The 18,157-nt window shown below is 46.5% G+C and carries 20 protein-coding genes; 2 read left to right on the forward strand and 18 right to left on the reverse strand.

Features of this window, described 5'->3' with window-relative positions; genetic code table 11:
• Positions 1 to 122 precede the first annotated feature (122 nt).
• Positions 123 to 1,568 (forward strand): M48 family metalloprotease, encoded by a 1,446-nt coding sequence (locus DN062_RS06740; RefSeq protein WP_112158571.1) that lies wholly within the window; start codon positions 123 to 125, stop codon positions 1,566 to 1,568.
• A gap of 46 nt (positions 1,569 to 1,614) precedes the next feature.
• Here the strand turns inward: DN062_RS06740 and nadA are convergent, their stop codons facing one another.
• The 17 genes from nadA to DN062_RS06825 all read right to left on the reverse strand — a co-directional run bounded on the left by nadA (position 1,615) and on the right by DN062_RS06825 (position 15,315).
• On the reverse strand, positions 1,615 to 2,664 hold the full coding sequence (gene nadA / locus DN062_RS06745) for a quinolinate synthase NadA (RefSeq protein WP_112158572.1): 1,050 nt from the start codon (positions 2,662 to 2,664) through the stop codon (positions 1,615 to 1,617).
• A gap of 81 nt (positions 2,665 to 2,745) precedes the next feature.
• Complete coding sequence (queC, locus tag DN062_RS06750; RefSeq protein ID WP_112158573.1) at positions 2,746 to 3,432, reverse strand: 7-cyano-7-deazaguanine synthase QueC; 687 nt, start codon at positions 3,430 to 3,432, stop codon at positions 2,746 to 2,748.
• 12 nt (positions 3,433 to 3,444) lie between these two features.
• Complete coding sequence (gene ybgF, locus DN062_RS06755) at positions 3,445 to 4,284, reverse strand: tol-pal system protein YbgF (protein WP_112158574.1); 840 nt, start codon at positions 4,282 to 4,284, stop codon at positions 3,445 to 3,447.
• Between the two features lie 8 nt (positions 4,285 to 4,292).
• Entirely contained in the window at positions 4,293 to 4,814 is a 522-nt protein-coding gene (pal, locus tag DN062_RS06760; RefSeq protein WP_036509763.1) for a peptidoglycan-associated lipoprotein Pal, read from the reverse strand.
• Between the two features lie 49 nt (positions 4,815 to 4,863).
• The gene (tolB, locus tag DN062_RS06765; RefSeq protein ID WP_112158575.1) at positions 4,864 to 6,156 is read right to left on the reverse strand and encodes a Tol-Pal system beta propeller repeat protein TolB; all 1,293 of its coding nucleotides are present in this window, start codon (positions 6,154 to 6,156) and stop codon (positions 4,864 to 4,866) included.
• Positions 6,157 to 6,159: 3 nt separating this feature from the next.
• Positions 6,160 to 7,245 (reverse strand): cell envelope integrity protein TolA, encoded by a 1,086-nt coding sequence (gene tolA / locus DN062_RS06770; protein WP_162301261.1) that lies wholly within the window; start codon positions 7,243 to 7,245, stop codon positions 6,160 to 6,162.
• 10 nt (positions 7,246 to 7,255) lie between these two features.
• Positions 7,256 to 7,672 carry a protein TolR gene (gene tolR, locus DN062_RS06775; RefSeq protein WP_112158577.1) on the reverse strand — a complete coding sequence of 139 codons (417 nt, stop codon included), beginning with the start codon at positions 7,670 to 7,672 and terminating at the stop codon, positions 7,256 to 7,258.
• Between the two features lie 9 nt (positions 7,673 to 7,681).
• Entirely contained in the window at positions 7,682 to 8,359 is a 678-nt protein-coding gene (tolQ, locus tag DN062_RS06780; protein ID WP_112158578.1) for a protein TolQ, read from the reverse strand.
• On the reverse strand, positions 8,349 to 8,792 hold the full coding sequence (gene ybgC / locus DN062_RS06785; RefSeq protein ID WP_205126678.1) for a tol-pal system-associated acyl-CoA thioesterase: 444 nt from the start codon (positions 8,790 to 8,792) through the stop codon (positions 8,349 to 8,351). The genes tolQ and ybgC overlap by 11 nt, the downstream gene beginning before the upstream one ends.
• 97 nt (positions 8,793 to 8,889) lie before the next feature.
• Entirely contained in the window at positions 8,890 to 9,177 is a 288-nt protein-coding gene (locus tag DN062_RS06790; protein WP_112158580.1) for a TraR/DksA family transcriptional regulator, read from the reverse strand.
• An 89-nt stretch (positions 9,178 to 9,266) separates the two neighbouring features.
• Positions 9,267 to 10,280, reverse strand: a complete 1,014-nt coding sequence (ruvB, locus tag DN062_RS06795) for a Holliday junction branch migration DNA helicase RuvB (RefSeq protein ID WP_112158581.1) — start codon at positions 10,278 to 10,280, stop codon at positions 9,267 to 9,269.
• Positions 10,281 to 10,297: 17 nt separating this feature from the next.
• Complete coding sequence (ruvA, locus tag DN062_RS06800; protein WP_112158582.1) at positions 10,298 to 10,921, reverse strand: Holliday junction branch migration protein RuvA; 624 nt, start codon at positions 10,919 to 10,921, stop codon at positions 10,298 to 10,300.
• A 6-nt stretch (positions 10,922 to 10,927) separates the two neighbouring features.
• Positions 10,928 to 11,620 (reverse strand): trimeric intracellular cation channel family protein, encoded by a 693-nt coding sequence (locus tag DN062_RS06805; protein WP_112158583.1) that lies wholly within the window; start codon positions 11,618 to 11,620, stop codon positions 10,928 to 10,930.
• On the reverse strand, positions 11,617 to 12,132 hold the full coding sequence (gene ruvC / locus DN062_RS06810) for a crossover junction endodeoxyribonuclease RuvC (protein ID WP_112158584.1): 516 nt from the start codon (positions 12,130 to 12,132) through the stop codon (positions 11,617 to 11,619). The genes DN062_RS06805 and ruvC overlap by 4 nt, the downstream gene beginning before the upstream one ends.
• Before the next feature lie 30 nt (positions 12,133 to 12,162).
• On the reverse strand, positions 12,163 to 12,900 hold the full coding sequence (locus DN062_RS06815) for a YebC/PmpR family DNA-binding transcriptional regulator (RefSeq protein ID WP_112158585.1): 738 nt from the start codon (positions 12,898 to 12,900) through the stop codon (positions 12,163 to 12,165).
• A 101-nt stretch (positions 12,901 to 13,001) separates the two neighbouring features.
• The gene (aspS, locus tag DN062_RS06820; protein ID WP_112158586.1) at positions 13,002 to 14,765 is read right to left on the reverse strand and encodes an aspartate--tRNA ligase; all 1,764 of its coding nucleotides are present in this window, start codon (positions 14,763 to 14,765) and stop codon (positions 13,002 to 13,004) included.
• 106 nt (positions 14,766 to 14,871) lie between these two features.
• A complete protein-coding gene (locus tag DN062_RS06825; protein WP_112158587.1) occupies positions 14,872 to 15,315 on the reverse strand; it encodes an HIT domain-containing protein in 444 nt (147 codons plus the stop codon).
• Positions 15,316 to 15,388: 73 nt separating this feature from the next.
• On the opposite strand from DN062_RS06825, the gene DN062_RS06830 reads away from it, so the two are divergent.
• On the forward strand, positions 15,389 to 16,528 hold the full coding sequence (locus tag DN062_RS06830; protein WP_112158588.1) for a GNAT family N-acetyltransferase: 1,140 nt from the start codon (positions 15,389 to 15,391) through the stop codon (positions 16,526 to 16,528).
• A gap of 16 nt (positions 16,529 to 16,544) precedes the next feature.
• Here DN062_RS06830 and gbdR read toward each other — a convergent pair whose 3' ends face one another.
• A complete protein-coding gene (gene gbdR / locus DN062_RS06835; RefSeq protein ID WP_112158589.1) occupies positions 16,545 to 17,696 on the reverse strand; it encodes a choline metabolism transcriptional regulator GbdR in 1,152 nt (383 codons plus the stop codon).
• Positions 17,697 to 18,157: the final 461 nt, after the last annotated feature.

Raw genomic sequence — 18,157 nt, forward strand, 5'->3', positions numbered from 1 at the left:
AATTACTGACGATATAATTAAAGGCACGCCATCATAGTACTATTTTATGCCCTGTATAGTATTACAACCTTTTTTTATTACAACCTTATCTCCTATTCACCCCTAACCTTGGGAGGCTACTGTTGAAACATTTGCTAATTGCGGCCCTAATCAGCGGAATGCTGATTCACCCTTTGCTGTCATCAAAGGCGATGGCCCAATCCTCACTACCGACCTTATCCGATAGCCTATCTTCATCTGTGACACTGGATAGCGAGTATCGATTAGGAAGAAACTGGGTTCGAATGCTTAGAGGCCAAGCGCCTTTATTGTCAGACCCCCTTGCTTGGCATTACATAGATGACTTACTTTGGGACTTAGTGCCTCACAGCCAAATCAATGACAGACGTCTTGAATTAGTAATGGTTGACAACCCAACCTTCAATGCTTTTGCAGTACCTGGCGGTATCGTTGGCGTGCACGGAGGACTCATTCTTGCCTCTGAAAATGAGGATGAACTTGCATCAGTGCTAGCCCACGAACTGGCTCACTTGAGCCAGCGCCACTTTGCACAACGCATCGATGAAGAACGCCGCAATCGGCCTATGGTGTTGGCTGGTATTTTAGCAGGCATTCTGATTGCTGCTGCAGATACCCAAGGAGGAACGGCCGTATTGTCGTCTACAATGGCAGCATCCGCTCAATCACAACTGGCGTTCAGTCGACGCAATGAAGAAGAAGCAGACCGAGTTGGCATGCAAAACCTAGTCGCCGCTGGGCGTGATCCTCATGCAATGCCACAAATGTTCTCGCGATTACAAAGAAATTATCGCTTCTACGGCCAGCGTATGCCTGAGTTTTTACTCAGCCATCCTGTTACGGAAGCGCGAATTGCTGACTCACTCAATCGAGCCGCTGCATTATCGACACCGAGACCAAGACCCTACTCTCCTGAATTTGATATCATCCGAACGCGCATGCAAGTCCATTATGCTCATCAAGCAGGCGATATTCACCGAAACTTCCAAACACTCGCGCAATCAGAACCCAGCGATCTCAATCACTATGGTGCAATGCTGGCTGCGATACGTATAGGACAACTCGAACAAGCACATGTCCATTTTCAGGCCTTATCACCACAATGGCGACAGCATATGTACATACGAGTCAGCTATGTTGAGCTACTGCTAAAAAGCCAAGAGTTCACCAAGGCTCTAACTGAAAGCCAGCAACTGCTTCGACTCTACTCCGGATCGCTGCCTATTTTAAAACTTCACGCAAAAGTGCTTCGCGAAGCAGGCCAAGCACTAGAGGCAACCCTTGTGTACAAACAGATTGTACGCGACCACCCCAACGATGTTGAGACTTGGTATGAGCTTGCTGAAGCTGAAGGCTTGGTGGGCAATATAGCGGGCGTCCATGATGCTCGTATTGAGTACTTCTTACTGACGGGCAACTTTGATAGCGCAATACGCCAAGTCGAATTTGCTAGACGTGAACGTAATATAAATCCAACAGACCAAGCAAGACTTGATCGAAAAGAAGCAGAAATACACGAAATTAGGCGACAAATGAAAGAAGATTTTTAAGAAGCTTGGCCACTTTGCGGTAGATATCCTCAGTGGCCAAGTTTGATTAGGCCTTTTTGACAGGAAAGTCCAGCATTCGCTGTAAAGGAACTCGTGCCTTTACAATCAAGTCTGCGTCGACATGAACTTCATCCTGCCCATCGCGAAGGGCGTTACGAATATTTTCTAAGCCATTCATTGCCATCCACGGGCAATGAGCACAACTGCGACAGGTTGCGCCTGTCCCACCTGTCGGTGCTTCAATAAAGGTTTTATTTGGAGCAGCTTGCTGCATTTTATAAAAAATGCCGCGGTCTGTTGCAACGATAAACATCGGGTTGCTCATGCTTGCAGCCGTATTAATTAACTGACTGGTTGAACCCACTACATCGGCCAATGCAACTACGGCCTCAGGCGATTCAGGATGCACTAGTACAGCCGCATCAGGATAGATTTTTTTAAGATCCATCACGCCCTTAGCTTTAAACTCTTCATGAACAATACAAGCGCCATCCCACAGAAGCATATCGGCACCTGATTCACGTCGCACATAATCACCTAGATGCTTGTCTGGCGCCCAAATGATCTTTTCGCCCTGCTCCGCCAAGTGTTCGACGACTTTCAGTGCAATACTTGAGGTCACCACCCAGTCTGCCCGAGCTTTGACCGCCGCCGACGTATTTGCATACACAACCACTACATGATCGGGATGAGCGTCACAAAATGCCGAGAATTCATCAATGGGGCAGCCAATATCTAGAGAACAGGTTGCTTCTAAGGTTGGCATCAAAATGCGCTTTTCGGGGCTAATAATTTTAGCCGTCTCCCCCATAAACTTCACACCCGCGACTAAAAGCGTCGAAGCATGGTGCCGACTACCAAAGCGAGCCATTTCAAGAGAATCAGATACAATACCACCCGTTTCTTCAGCCAGTTGCTGAATTACAGGATCGGTATAATAATGCGCAACCAAACAAGCATCTTTCTCATCAAGCAAAGATTTAATTTCTTCTTTTAATTGATTTGCTTCGTTCTGACTCATTGCAGAGGGCAGGTGCTCTTGAGCAAAATGCTCCTGCACAAGAATACGATCTGAAAAATCATGATTACGTGTCATTTATTAATCCGAAAACTATGAAGACTAGTCATAAAGACCAAAAGACGGATAATACCACATGACTTAGCTAAAGATAATCGACTACAGAGGTGAGTAGAGCGTCGGATCAACGACACCTGCATCTGCAAAACCCTTTGCACGTAAACGGCAGCTGTCACAACGTCCACAAGCCCTACCTTCGTCATCCGCTTGATAACAAGATACAGTTGCGGCGTAGTCCAAACCAAGATCTAGCCCTTGGCGGATAATTTCTGCCTTAGTCAAATTGATCAAAGGTGTTTCAATGCGAATAGGCTGACCTTCAACACCTTGGCGAGTTGCCAACGCGGCCATATCTTGGAAGGCCTTAATAAACTCAGGACGACAATCTGGATAACCGGAATAGTCGACTGCATTGACACCTATAAATATAGCCTGCGCATCCAACACTTCTGCCCAACCTAAGGCTAAGGACAAGAATACCGTATTACGAGCTGGCACATACGTAAGAGGAATGCCTGGTTGCTCTCCCTCTTCAGGCATTTGCAGACTGTGATCCGTTAGTGCAGAACCACCAAAATCTTCAAGATTTAAACGCAGAACACGATGATCTGCAACTTGCAACGATTCAGATACACGACGGGCAGCATTCAGCTCAGTCAGGGAGCGTTGACCATAATCAAAACTCAAAACGTAGCATTCATAGCCGCTACTTTTAGCAATAGCCAAGACTGTTGCCGAATCTAGTCCACCGGACAACAACACCACTGCACGTTTTCTTTCTAACATGGATCTATAGCCTTAATTGTTAACTGCTGGCCTAAAACTTTGTGCCAAAGAAGCAGCGGTACTCTGTGGGTACTCAGAAATAACCAAACTCAAGACGTTACGTGCGCGTTCATGCTCACCTAACTGTGAATAAGTTACCCCTAACTTATAGAGGGTATCTGGAATTTTATGGTGTGATGGAAAATCAACCATCACTTTCTCAAAAGCGGCTCTGGCTTTTTCTGGATTTTGTTGAGCTAAATGAAGCTCACCTATCCAATAATATCCGTTAGCAGTGCTATCTTTGTTTGGATAGGTCACTACAAAGGCTTCAAATGCTTTTAAGGCTTCATCAAACTTACGCTCACGCACCAACTCAAATGCACTTGCATAGGCCGCTTGATCACTTACAGAGCCTGAAGCAACCTGAGGTGCCTGAGATGGCGAAGTCGATGGACTAGGCGCACTCGCACCTGAGGCCGAAGAGGGTGGTACCGCAGCAGACTCTGAACCCATATCGACGGAAGGAGACGGCGACGCCGCTCCTCCTGTCGAGAAAGCGGCATCTTCACTCTCAAGAGCCGCCTGCATGAGTACACTTATCCTACGATCAACATCACGGTAGCGATCTCTGGAATCCGTTTCTAAGCGATCTACTTTATGCTGCATCGTTTCCAACTCGCCACGAAGCTGTCTAACTTCTTCCTGAAGCTGGAATAACACCTGCACCATCTCAGACTGACTTGACTGATAAAGATCCTGACTCGGATCTGAGCTTACGCCACTGATTTGCAAAACAGGCACCTGGGCCATGCTGTGCATGGCAACAGGAGCAAGAGCGATTAGTATGGCTGATCGTAGTAAGTGTCTCATAGTGTCATTTATCGACTAACGTATTTAAGCTCAACACGACGGTTTTGTGACCAAGCACCTTCGTGGTTGCCAGAGACAGCTGGACGCTCTTCACCGTAGCTGATGGTCTCGATTTGACGTGCATTTGCACCGTTTACGATCAATAAACGCTCAACGGCTTGCGCACGACGCTCGCCCAGTGCCATGTTGTATTCACGAGTACCGCGTTCATCAGCATGACCTTCCAATCGAACAGACGCTGATGGGTTACGAGACAAGTAACGCGCATGCGCTTCAAGATCAGAGAAACCATCCTGTCTTACAACAGAGCGGTCAAAGTCAAAGTAAAAAACAGTACGAAGGTTTGCAACATCAGCCCAGCTACCACCTGAAACATCAGAGCCTGTGCCAGATCCATAAGCCGCTGCACCACCAGCCGCGTCAGAACCCATTGCCCCTGAATCTGTTTTGGTGCTTTTTGAACCACAGCCTGCAGCAAAAGCCATAACGGCCGCCAACGCCAAAGCTTTACTTAAGTTAGTTGAACGCATTTTTTTCTCCCAAGCGGGTCTAAGACCCAATCATTTATTGAATATCAGTTTATCTAAGAAAAGGCGACCACGCAGGCTCTCTAACGTCCCCTTGCGGAACAGGCATATTAAAACGCACTCTTCCATCAATTGAAACAGCACCAAGAACGCCTCTTGATCCCTGCTGAGTTGCATAGATTATGATGGTACCATTTGGAGCTATGCTTGGCGACTCATCATAATCACTGTTGGTCAAAATATCCAGACGACCATTCTGTAGATCCTGAACGGCTATCTGAAAACGGCGCGAGCTTCCCCGATGTACCATCGCTAAAAAGCGACCATCCTGAGTAAGCCTTCCGGCAGCATTGTAATTACCTTCAAAGGTGACTCTTTCTACTGCACGAGTATTTAAATTGTACTTGTATATCTGTGGCGAGCCCCCTCTATCAGAGGTGAAATACAATGAACGGCCATCAGGCGCCCAGAAGGGCTCAGTATCGATGGCACTGTTATTGGTAATACGCTCTAAATTCCGACTGCTCAAATTCAGTACGTAAATTTCTGGGTTTCCATCCTTTGAAAGCACTATCGCCAATTGATTACCGTCAGGCGACCAAGCAGGCGCACCGTTGAGTCCTGGGAAGGACTGAACCTGCTCACGCTGCCCCGTCGCTAAATGCTGAATATAGATAGCAGGCCTTGATGTTTCAAAAGACACATAGGCAAGACGACTTCCATCAAAGGACCAAGCAGGAGACAAGATAGGCTCACTTGATTCCAACAGGGTTCTTGGACGCATGCCATCCCAGTCAGACATTTGCAATCTGAAACGCTGGCGGTCTGGACCTAAATTTTCAGCCGTAACATATGCTAAACGAGTTGAAAAGGCACCCTTGATTCCCGTTAACTGCTCAAACAAAATATCCGAAACATAATGAGCAAGATCCCTTAAATTAGTACGAGAACCGCTGACCTGCTGAGCATGAATTGTCTGCTCTTTGAGTACATCATACAACTCAAAGGTTAGGCTAACTTGATCACCCGCAACTGACTCCATTCGACCGATAACAAGATAGTCAGTAGACGACATTCGCCAATCTCGGAAAAAGACCTGACTCTGAGCTGTTGGAAAACTCAGCATATTTTCGCGCGCCAAAGGTTTAAAAAAGCCGGTTCTTTCCAAATTTTGCTCAACAACACGAGCAACATCTTCATCCAACGCCTGATTACCACGCCACTCAAATGGGACAATTGCGATGGGGCTTTGACTGTCGACACCCTGTGTAACCTCTACGACTAACTGCGCGCTAACCCAAGTGCTCATCGTCAGCACGAATGCACAAACTATTGCTCTAACCATAGACTACCACCTCAACCCTTCGGGCCTGAATACGACTTGCGTTCGTCTCAAGCGTCGTTCAAATAATAAAGGTTCAACTTCTGCAACGCGAGGAAGTCGCTCCGTACGTCTTGCCGCCTGCTCTGCAGATCGATCGAACGCAGCATCGCCGCTGCTTTTAATAATACGAACATCACTGATTTCACCATTTGGCATCAGGTGCAACTCTATAACTGTTTCCATCCCATTTCGTGCAGTTGCAGGGATACGCCAGTTCTGGGTCAGCATTGCACTAATATAGCTGCCAATGTCACCAATCACCGCATTTGCAGCTGCTTGGGCGGCCGCTTGAGCTGCTGCTTGAGCCTCAGCCCTTGCCTTTTCTTCCGCTGCACGTCGCTGCTGCTCAGCCGCTTCGCGCTGCCTTGCCTCTTCTTGACGTTGACGCTCAGCTTGAGCTGCCGCTTCTTGGCGCTGTTTTTCTTCAGCCGCTTTACGCGCATCCTCTTCACGCTTGCGCTCTTCAGCTGCCTTTTGGGCTGCGAGCTCTTGTTCACGCTTGCGTTCAGCTTCTGCAGCTGCCTGCCGCTCTCGCTCAGCTTTTAGTCTTGACTCAGCTTCACGTTGAGCAACTAACTCTCTTTGGCGCTGCTGCTCAGCTTCTTGTCTCTGCTGTTCTTGCTTTTGTTGCTCTTGTCTTTGCTGCTCTTGCCTTTGCTGCTCTTGCCTTTGCTGCTCTTGTCTTTGCTGCTCTTGTCTTTGCTGCTCTTGCCTTTGCTGCTCTTGTCTTTGCTGCTCTTGTCTTTGCTGCTCTTGTCTTTGCTGCTCTTGTCTTTGCTGCTCTTGTCTTTGCTGCTCTTGTCTTTGCTGCTCTTGTCTTTGCTGTTCTTGTTGGGCAGCCTGTTGATTTCTTGTTTCAGATGTCTGCTGGCTAGCCGCTGCATCTGGCAAACTTAAAGAGGCAAGATCAATCATCTGCGCTTGTATTTGCCTTGCTACTTTATGCTCTGGCTTAGCATGATCAAACCAATGACCTGCAATAACGAAAACAACCACTAAGTGGACAAACGTTGCCAAAATCGTAGGTACAATGTAATTGCGATTATTCACAATACAAAACCTATTCAGTTACCAAACCGACGCTAGGAGCGCCAGCTTGCTGCAAAAGCACCATTAGTTGAATAATCCGATCATATTCAACCTTTTTATCTCCACGTACCAACAGCATCTTTTGTGGATTAACATTCAATATCTTTTCAACCCTATCTCGAATGACGTCCCCTGACACCACCTCTTGGTCATCTCCACCCGCATTAATGTAGTAATTGCCCATGGCGTCAATGGTCACGATTAATGGCTCTTCATCATCTGTTTGCACAGGATCTGCACTTGCCTGAGGTAAATCTACATTAACACCTTGAGTCAACATAGGAGTTGTGACCATGAAAATAATCAATAGCACTAACATCACGTCGATATAAGGTACGACGTTGATCTCAGAGTTTAACTTACGTTTTTTACGCGTCCGCCATTCCATGCTCAACCCCTACAGTGCATGAACGCGACGATAAAGGATACTAGAAAACTCATCCGCGAAAGTTTCATAATTCCCCATCAAGGTTTCAGCTTGTGCTGAGAAACGGTTATATGCAATAACCGCTGGGATAGCAGCAAACAAGCCGATTGCTGTAGCAATCAAGGCCTCTGCAATCCCCGGTGCAACAGCAGAAAGCGTAGCCTGAGCCACGTTTGCCAAACCACGGAATGAATTCATGATCCCCCACACAGTTCCAAACAACCCAATATAGGGGCTAGTAGAGCCAACTGTCGCTAAAAAAGAGAGATGCTTCTCCATTTTTTCTTGTTCACGCGACAATGCGACTCTCATACTTCGCTGAACACCTGCCATAACAACATCAGGATCAGCATGACCTTTTTGAGTCAAGCGCGTAAATTCACGCAAGCCAGCCCTAAAGATATTCTCCGTTCCACAATCATCATTAGGTGTATGGTTAACCTCTCGGTAGAGTTGACCTAAGTCAATACCCGACCAAAAGCGCTCATCAAACTCCTGCATCGAACGCTTGGCGTTGCGAATGTAACTTCGACGCTCAAAAATCATGATCCATGATAAAAATGAGGCCAAAACCAACACCAGCATTACCAGCTGTACGACCAAACTGGCCTCTAAAATTAGGCCCCAAATTGACAACTTATCCTGCACCTTTTACTCCTGATCGGTCAGTAGAGGGTTCTATCGTTTCTGTTACACATATTTTCAGCCCACTCGGTAGCCTGCGAGGCTTTTTTGAATCAGCACTCACACAGACAACCGTTACATGGGCTGTACATAATAATTCGGAATCGGATTTACGGCGAATTGACTGTTTGAATAACAGTTTTGCTGCGCCTGAAGCTTCGATTGCAGCTTCGACTAATAGTTCATCATCAAGACAGGCGGGCTGAAGGTATCGGCTCTCCAATTGACTAACAACAAATAGAACATTATCCGCAGACAAGGATTGCTGCGAAAATCCCAACGAACGAAGCATTTCAGTTCTCGCTCGCTCCATGAACTTCAAGTAGTTCACATAATAAACGATACCACCGAAGTCAGTATCTTCTATATAAACTCTTTGCTCCAGGGTGAATGACATTACCCTCACCATATGCATAATACAGACGACACAATATCAGCCGCTCAAATTTATACAAGAGGCAAAGGGCTTTATAGAGAATTTTTTTTCTTATAGCTTATTCGATTTTATAACGACTTGAGCATGCCAAGCAATATCGCACTAAAGGATCCGCTTTTAAACGATTTAGCTCTATTGATTCACCACAAGAATCGCAATACCCGTAGCAACCTTCAGCGCATTTGCACAGCGCCTGCTCACACACACTTATTTCAAGTTCCAGAGACGGAGGAAGCTGACTGCTTGATTGAAGCAAGGCTTCTTTCTCATCTAACAGATGTTGACGTATCTGCTTTAGCTCTTCTTGAACATTCGAGCGTGCTGATAACCTCACTGACTGAACCATTATCTCACCCGGAATCTCAATCGCTACGTTCAGATTCCATAGTAACAAGCACAATCAAAGAAACGTTGATCAGCGTCAGAAAAAACGCATTAATCTGACGTCTTTTTTAACAAACCAAAGTGTGCGTATGCATGATCAGTGACAACTCGACCTCGCGGAGTCCTCATAATAAAGCCCTGCTGAATCAAATAGGGCTCAAGAACATCTTCAAGGGTATCACGCTCCTCACTTATTGCAGCCGCTAAGCTATCAACACCTACTGGTCCGCCGTCGAACTTTTCAATCATTGCCAACAGCATACGCCTATCCATATGGTCAAAGCCTCGCTCATCCACATTCAGCATATTCAACGCAAGGTCGGCAATCGCCGATGTAATCGCACCATCACCTTTGACCTCCGCATAATCTCTCGCACGTCGCAATAACCGATTAGCAATACGCGGTGTTCCCCTTGAACGCTTAGCAATTTCACGAGCCCCATCTGGATCAATAGGGGTTTTCGTCAAATCCGCTGCACGAGAAACAATAGAGGTGAGATCATCAACAGAATAAAATTCTAAACGCTGAACAATGCCAAACCTATCTCGCAGAGGCGAGGTAAGCAAGCCTGCACGCGTGGTTGCTCCAACAAGCGTAAAAGGTGGCAACTCAATCTTTATTGACCTTGCTGCTGGCCCTTCACCGATCATAATATCCAGCTGATAATCCTCCATTGCCGGATATAGAATCTCTTCAACATTTGGACTTAAACGATGTATTTCATCAATAAATAAAATGTCACCCGCTTCCAAGTTCGTCAACATCGCAGCCACATCCCCTGCCTTTTCAAGGACAGGTCCCGAGGTTGTCTTGATTTGCGTTCCCATTTCATTCGCAATGATATTGGCAAGCGTGGTCTTACCCAAACCAGGAGGACCAAATATTAAAGTATGATCAAGTGCCTCATTACGATTACGCGCTGCATGAATAAAAATTTCCATCTGCTCTCGGACAACGGGCTGCCCCTGATAATCCGCCAACGTTTGAGGCCGCACTGTTCGATCCTGAACTTCCTCAACTCGACTGACAGGCTTAGGCGTTAAAAAGCGATCTGCTTCTATCATGCGCGCACACTTCCCAATTAACTAATCATCGATTTTAACGCATGGCGAATTAGATCTTCGGAACTCGCCTGAGCACCTAACTGCTTATACACTTGTTCTACAGCTTTAGTCGCCTGAGCTGGCTTATAACCTAAGGCCGCCAAAGCACTTTCGGCCTCCAAGCGACTATCAACACGACCAACCTCTGCCTGAGGAGCACTAATCTTAGGAGACAACAAATCATTCGCTGCCACAAAATGCTTCTTCAAACGATCCTTCATCTCAATGATCAGGCGCTCAGCTGTTTTCTTCCCGACACCAGGCAGCTTACATAAAGTGGCAACATCTTCTAACTCAACACAACGAATAAACGCATCCCCCTGCGTACCAGACAGAATGGTAATAGCCAATTTCGGCCCCACACCGTTGGTCTTGATCAACTCTCTAAACAACCACTTTTCCTGCAAATCCACAAAACCATACAGTAATTGAGCATCTTCCCTTACAACCATGTGGGTGTATAAGGAAACCTCTTTGCCTATATCAGGAAGCCGATAGAAGGTGTTCATCGACGCTTCTATTTCATACCCTACCCCCGCAACCTCTAACAACATGAAAGGCGGGATTTTCTCAAGCAAGATTCCACGTAAGTGTCCAATCATGGGGCATCAATCCTCTGGGTGTTTAGACTTTTTCAGCAAGCGTCTCAGCAGGCGAGGCAAACGTGGTGGATGATCCATACCCGCCAAAACAAAGACAGGCAAACGCAATTCCAACACTATCGCAAGCATTCGTACTGTGAAAATAATGGCAAGTGTAATCAGCGCCAGCAAGCCCGACTCAATAACACCATGCAAAGACACATAAAATATCGCCCCGACCAAGGCGCATGTCGCATAAAACTCATCATGCCTTAAGATGCCGGGGATTCGAACTGTCATTAAGTCACGGATCATACCCCCCGCACAGCCTGTCACAACGGCCATCACCACCGCAATTGTTGGCGTAAAACCTAACGACAGCGCTTTTTCAGCACCTGCCACTGCAAACAGAGCCAGTCCCGCGGCATCAAGCGTTAATAATGCCCGGCGCGGATACGGTCGGTAGCGACACACAGCAAAAGTAAACAATGCCGCAATCACTGCTGTCCAAAGCAAAACAGGATCCGCAATCCAAATCAAAGGATGAGCATTCAAACACAGATCTCGCAGCGTACCGCCACCCAAAGCTGTCACAATTGCCAAAACAATGACACCAAACATGTCGATTTGGCGCCCTTGTGCAGCTAACACGCCTGTTGCAGCAAATACAGCAATACCCGCTAAGTCGGCATAGTATACAAATTCTGTCACCTCGATCATCGCCAGCGCCCCCCTCGGCCTAAATGCTGAGTCGCAACACTCAGCAATGAGCTACGCGAATGAGCATGACAAAGCGCAATCGCTAACGCATCGGCTGCATCCGCTTGCGGCAATCCAGGTAATTTCAAAATATGTGACACCATGTGCTGAACTTGAGTCTTATCAGCAGAGCCTGTACCCACTACCGACTGTTTTACTTTTCGTGCAGAGTATTCATACACAGGCAGTGACTGATTACTTGCCGCCACTATCGCCACTCCGCGCGCTTGGCCAAGCTTCAAGGCTGAATCAGCATTGCGCGCCATAAAGACCTGCTCTATCGCACACTCTTGAGGTAGGTAGCGCTCAATAATTTCCGTTACACCCGCATAAACCTGGCGTAAACGATCAGGCAACTCATCCCCTTTGATCCGAATACAACCACTGGCAATATACTCATTTCGACCAGACACGCTGTTAATCACCCCGTAACCTGTAATCCGAGAGCCAGGATCAATGCCCAATACAATCATGCAGACCTCTAACCACTCTATAAAGGTGCATTATGCCATCGCCTCTTCTGGTATATTGGCGTTATGAAACACATTTTGTACATCATCAAGGTCTTCCAAAACATCCAGCAAGCGCAATACTTTTTGTCCTGCCTCTAAATCAAGATCCACATGTGTCGAAGCCAACATACCAACCTCAGCCTCTACTGGCGTAAAGCCAGCATCAATCAACGCCTGCTTTACGTCCATAAAATCTGTCGCATTGGTTAAGACCTCTACAGAACCTTCCTCATGCGTCACTATGTCTTCTGCTCCCGCCTCAAGAGCGACATCCATGATCATGTCTTCAGTGACGGGCGCATCAAACAATATCTGACCGCGTTTAGTAAACAGGTAGGCAACAGAGCCATTCGTTCCTAAGTTTCCACCGTGCTTAGTAAATGCAGCTCTTACCTGCGACACCGTACGATTAATATTATCGGTCATACACTCAACAAGAATGGCAACACCACCTGGCGCATAGCCTTCATAGGTCAGCTCATCGTAGTTCTCACCTTCAGCGCCACCGGCTCCTCGCTGAATGGCTTTATCAATTGTATCGCGCTTCATGTTAGCGCCAAGCGCTTTATCTACGGCCGCTCTAAGGCGAGGATTGTCTTCAGGCGCACCGCCCCCTTCTTTTGCAGCAACCGTCAATTCACGAATCAGCTTAGTAAACACCTTGCCACGTTTAGCATCTTGAGCCGCTTTTCTATGCTTTATATTGGCCCATTTGGAATGACCTGCCATGCTATTCCCTCACTTTCGATATCGAACACTACTCTAAGTAATAAACGTATAAAGTAAAAAGGGGCACCTGAGCACCCCTTTTAAGATTTCATGTCAATCTATCAGGGTGCTTTTCGCACTTTGATGTTGAGCTCTCTCAGCTGAGCCGCACTGACCTCGCCCGGTGCGTCAGTTAACAAACACGCCGCACTTTGGGTTTTAGGGAACGCGATGACCTCACGAATGGATGAAGAGCCAGTCATTAACATGACAAGACGATCCAAACCAAACGCCAAGCCACCATGTGGAGGAGCACCATAGCGCAACGCATTTAGCAGGAAGCCAAACTTCTCTTCCGCCTCTTCGTCGGTGATACCAAGAACCTTAAAGACAGCGCGCTGCATTTCCTGATCATGAATACGAACCGATCCACCGCCCAACTCAGTTCCGTTCAATACCATATCGTACGCACGAGACAATTTACCCTCTGGGTGTGCTATTAACTCGGCTGGCGAACAGTTAGGCGAGGTGAACGGGTGATGCAGAGCCGTTAGGCCACCTTTTCCATCATCTTCGAACATTGGAAAATCCACGACCCATAGAGGCGCCCATTCACACTGATGCATTTTCAAGTCTTCACCGACTTTTAAACGCAAGGCTCCGAGTGCTTCATTAACAATTTTCGCTTTATCCGCACCAAAGAAGACCAGATCTCCGTTTTTCGCACCAACTCGTTCCATGATTTTTAAGGCAACGTCTTCGCCCAAAAACTTAACAATTGGAGACTGCAGGCCTTCCGCTCCCTGTGCGAGATCGTTGACTTTAATCCAAGCCAAACCTTTTGCACCGTAAATAGATACAAACTTGGTGTAGTCATCAATTTGTTTACGCGTTAGCTCAGCACCGCCCGGCACACTCAGCGCAGCAACTCGTCCATTAGGGTCCTGTGCGGGAGCCGCAAAGACTTTAAAGTCCACAGCTGCCACCAAATCAGCCACATCGACAAGCTCCATAGGGAAACGCAAGTCAGGCTTATCGGAACCATAACGTTGCATTGCCTCAGAGTAAGGCATATGCGGGAACTCACCCAGATCGACATTCAACAGCTCACTAAACAAGCCGCGAATCATGGTCTCAGTGATAGATATGATTTCATCCTCGGACAAGAACGAAGTCTCGATATCAATCTGAGTGAATTCAGGCTGACGATCGGCACGTAGATCTTCATCTCTAAAGCATTTTGCAATTTGATAATAACGATCAAACCCAGACACCATTAGCAGCTGTTTAAATAGCTGTGGGGACTGTGGTAACGCGAAGAAATGACCTTCATGGGTGCGACTTGGGACAAGGTAGTCACGCGCACCTTCAGGCGTCGCCCGCGTTAAAATAGGGGTTTCAATATCAATGAACCCATTATTTTCTAAATAGTTACGTATATAGTGTGTGATTTGTGAACGGAAACGCAACTTACGCTGGATTTCAGGACGACGTAAATCAATAAAGCGATTGCGCAAACGAACATCTTCGCCCACTTGCTGATGTTCGTCTAACTGGAATGGCGGCGTATCCGACTTATTGAGGATGCGCAACTCTTTGCCCAACACCTCGATGTCGCCCGTTGGCATGTCTTTGTTTTCAGTTCCCGCAGGACGCGCACGAACGCTGCCACGCAACTCAATTACGTATTCGTTGCGCACACTGTCTGCCAATTTGAAAGACTCGTCTCTATCGGGATCAAACACGACTTGAGTGATTCCCTCACGATCTCTAACATCAAGAAAAATAACACCACCGTGATCACGGCGACGGTGAACCCACCCCATGAGAGTAATGTCTTGGCCGATATGTTCTTTGCGAAGATCGCCGCAATAATGGCTGCGCATGATTGACTGTTCCTGTTCCCGTAACTGTAAAAGCAAATAAGCGCGGGATTATACCCTATTATCTCGGGCCTGACAGCGTCCGCGCTATGATTCAATTCGATTCAATTTAGAAAGGCACGAAACTCATTTCGCCCTCAAGCAGTGTATGAATACGCTGGCGGATTGACTCAACCTCCTCATCTGAATAAGGATTTGCATCAATAACGCCCCAGATTGGGGCAGGCCAAGCAACATCATCTTCGTAACGCACAACATGATGAACATGTAATTGATGAACAACATTTCCTAAAGCCGCAACATTCATCTTGCGCGCTGAAAAAGAGTCGGCCAACACCTGAGATAAAACAGAAGACTCCTTCAGTAACTGGATCTGATCCTCTTCTGATAAGTGGTAGATTTCGCTCACACCCGCTCTTCTAGGCACCAAAATAAACCAAGGAAAGTGGCTGTCATTCATAAGCAGCACACGACAGAGAGGGAAATCCCCCATAATCAGGGTATCCGCCTCAAGCCGAGGATGCAGTTCAAATTCTAACTCTAACTCGTCCATACTCACTCCCGTGATATAAAAACACACTTAATACGTATAGGATGGGGGTATCTGAAAAACAGTATAGGTTATTATGTATCAAGTCAGAAGTATTGAAGATATTTCAGAAATAAGTGCTCAGGATTGGAACCACTTATGCGGTCAGGACTATCCGTTTCTTAGACATGAATTCTTACAGGCATTGGAAGCCTCTTTGGCCGTCTCACCTGCAACAGGCTGGACACCTTGCCATTTATTGTTGACCGAAGGCAGCCAGTTAATTGCTGTGATGCCTATGTATCTGAAAGCACACTCGTACGGCGAATATGTTTTCGACTGGGCTTGGGCTGATGCATGGCAACGCTATGGTTTACCCTATTACCCAAAACTACTGACAGCCATCCCCTTCACGCCCGCTACAGGCCCGCGTATTGGAACACACCACCCCCTTGAGAAAATCTTACCCTTATTCCTTCAAGCCATCCAAGCACTAGGTCAATCATTTAACGCAAGCGGTTGGCATGCTTTATTTACTGAACCAGAATTGACGCATATTGGTAAAGATAACGGACTCTTAACTCGACTCGGCACTCAATACCACTGGTTCAATCGCCAATACTCTGATTTTGAACATTACTTATCTCACATGACCTCTCGAAAGCGAAAGAGCATCCGCAAGGAACGTGAAAAAATCAGTAAACTCAATCTAGACATTCACTGTTTAGAAGGACAAGAGATCGACGCCGCTGCTCTTAATCACTTTTACCATTTTTACCAAACCACACATCTAAAACGCGGACGTAAAGGCTATTTAAACCGCGCTTTTTTTGAACAAATCTGTCGAGAACTACCCGAGCACCTCATGCTTTGCAGTGTCGAAAAAGAACAAGAAATCATCGCAAGCGCTCTCTTTTTTAAGAGTTCAACCACCTTATTTGGACGCTATTGGGGCTCTAGTGAAGAGATCGATGGTCTTCACTTCGAGACCTGCTATTACCAAGGAATAGAGTACGCGACACGCCATGGCTTACAACGTTTTGATCCTGGCGCTCAAGGGGAGCACAAGATTGCACGAGGCTTTGAACCTATTGATACTTGGTCATTGCACTGGCTGGCGGAAGAAGGCTTTCAGCCAGCACTGACACAATTTTTAGAAGAGGAACACAAACACATCAGAGCCCAACAAACTTACCTAAAGACTTATCTTCCCTTTCATAAAAACGACGCTTCATAAGGTTTAGTCAACGAAATTAATGCAACGCAATGCTTGCAAATGTTGGTTCATCCCGTGCTTGCGCCAAGGCCTTGATCGCAGATGACACACGATCTTTAATTCCTTCACTCGGCAACGGAGCCAACGCCAGAGTTACTTTGGGAGTGAGTGAAAGCTCCTCTGAACTAGCCGTTTTCGAATGCATGCCTTGACGCTCTTCCCGCGGAGGAATACCAAAATATTCCCGATAACATTTTGAAAAATGAGGCGTTGAAGCAAATCCGCAAGCAGAAGCCACTTCGATAATGGATAAACCGCTTTGCTTCAACAATTGCCGAGCACGTATTAATCGCAGCTTTAAATAGTAACGTGATGGAGAGCAATCCAAGTACTTTTGAAACAAACGCTCAAGCTGGCGCCGCGACAAATCGACATAGCTGGCAAGCTCATCAAGCGTTAACAGCTCTTCAAGATTGGATTCCATCAAAGCCACAATTTCCAACAGCTTTGGCTGGTTTGAGCCCAATACATGTTTTAAGGGGACGCGTTGCTGATCTTGCTCTCCTCTGACGCGATCATAAATAAACATGTCCGAGATGCCAGCAGATAAATCCTTTCCATGATCACGAGCTATCAAATTCAACATCATATCCAATGGAGCCGTTCCACCCGACGATGTAAAGCGATCACGATCAATACTAAACAAACGCGAGCTTAACTCCACACGCGGGTAAGCTTCGTGCATTGAAGCAATACACTCCCAGTGAATACTCGCCTCATAATGATCCAACAAACCTGCCATCGCCAGCACCCAACTCCCCGTGCAAATGGCACCTAACTGACGATGCTGCCGAGATTGCAATTGCAGCCATTGCAAATGTTCTTTACTGGCACTGCGCTGAGGTGCAATCCCACCACACACAATCACCATATCAAGCGACAGGGATTCATGCGTCGATGCATCAGGCGTAACACTCAAGCCATCACTTGCCTGAACAGCCCTTCCGCCAAGGCTTAGGGTATACCATTGATACAACTCTTTTCCTGACAACTGATTTGCCATGCGCAAGGGCTCAATCGCCGATGCCAACGAAATCAATGTGAAATTATCGAGTAATAAAAATCCTATATGCTTAACACTAGAGGTAGCATTGGATCGAGCACGAGAAGAAGAGACATCTGATGACATTGACAAAACTCCGAGTTTTTTGTGTCGCTAAAAAATCATCAGCAAAACCTATGCCAAAACTTGGCACAACTTACGCATTAGATCTGTAGGCGACGTTTTTATTGTTATTATGGTTTGTGAGAAAAGATTGATAGCTCACTGAACCTCGATGTCGTTTTTGGGCACGTTCTGGGTCAACATTAACTGAATTTGATAAACTTGGCATGTGCTTTTTGTTGCACGCTCGAAAAAGAATATTGCCATACAGCATCAATGAGCCGTGTTTTTTTTATCTATTTCAAACACGACCTCCAGCGTCTCATCTGCGCCACCTACATGACGTCTATGCAGTTGATATTCGTCAGAAAAAAATAAGATTCCTTGTATTATCAATAGGTAATAATAAACCACAAAACTTGATGACCATCAAGAATCCTATTTGACAATACAAATATATTTTTATAGATTCAAAACAAGAGTGA

This window comes from Nitrincola tibetensis (assembly GCF_003284585.1).
GTDB lineage: Bacteria > Pseudomonadota > Gammaproteobacteria > Pseudomonadales > Balneatricaceae > Nitrincola > Nitrincola tibetensis.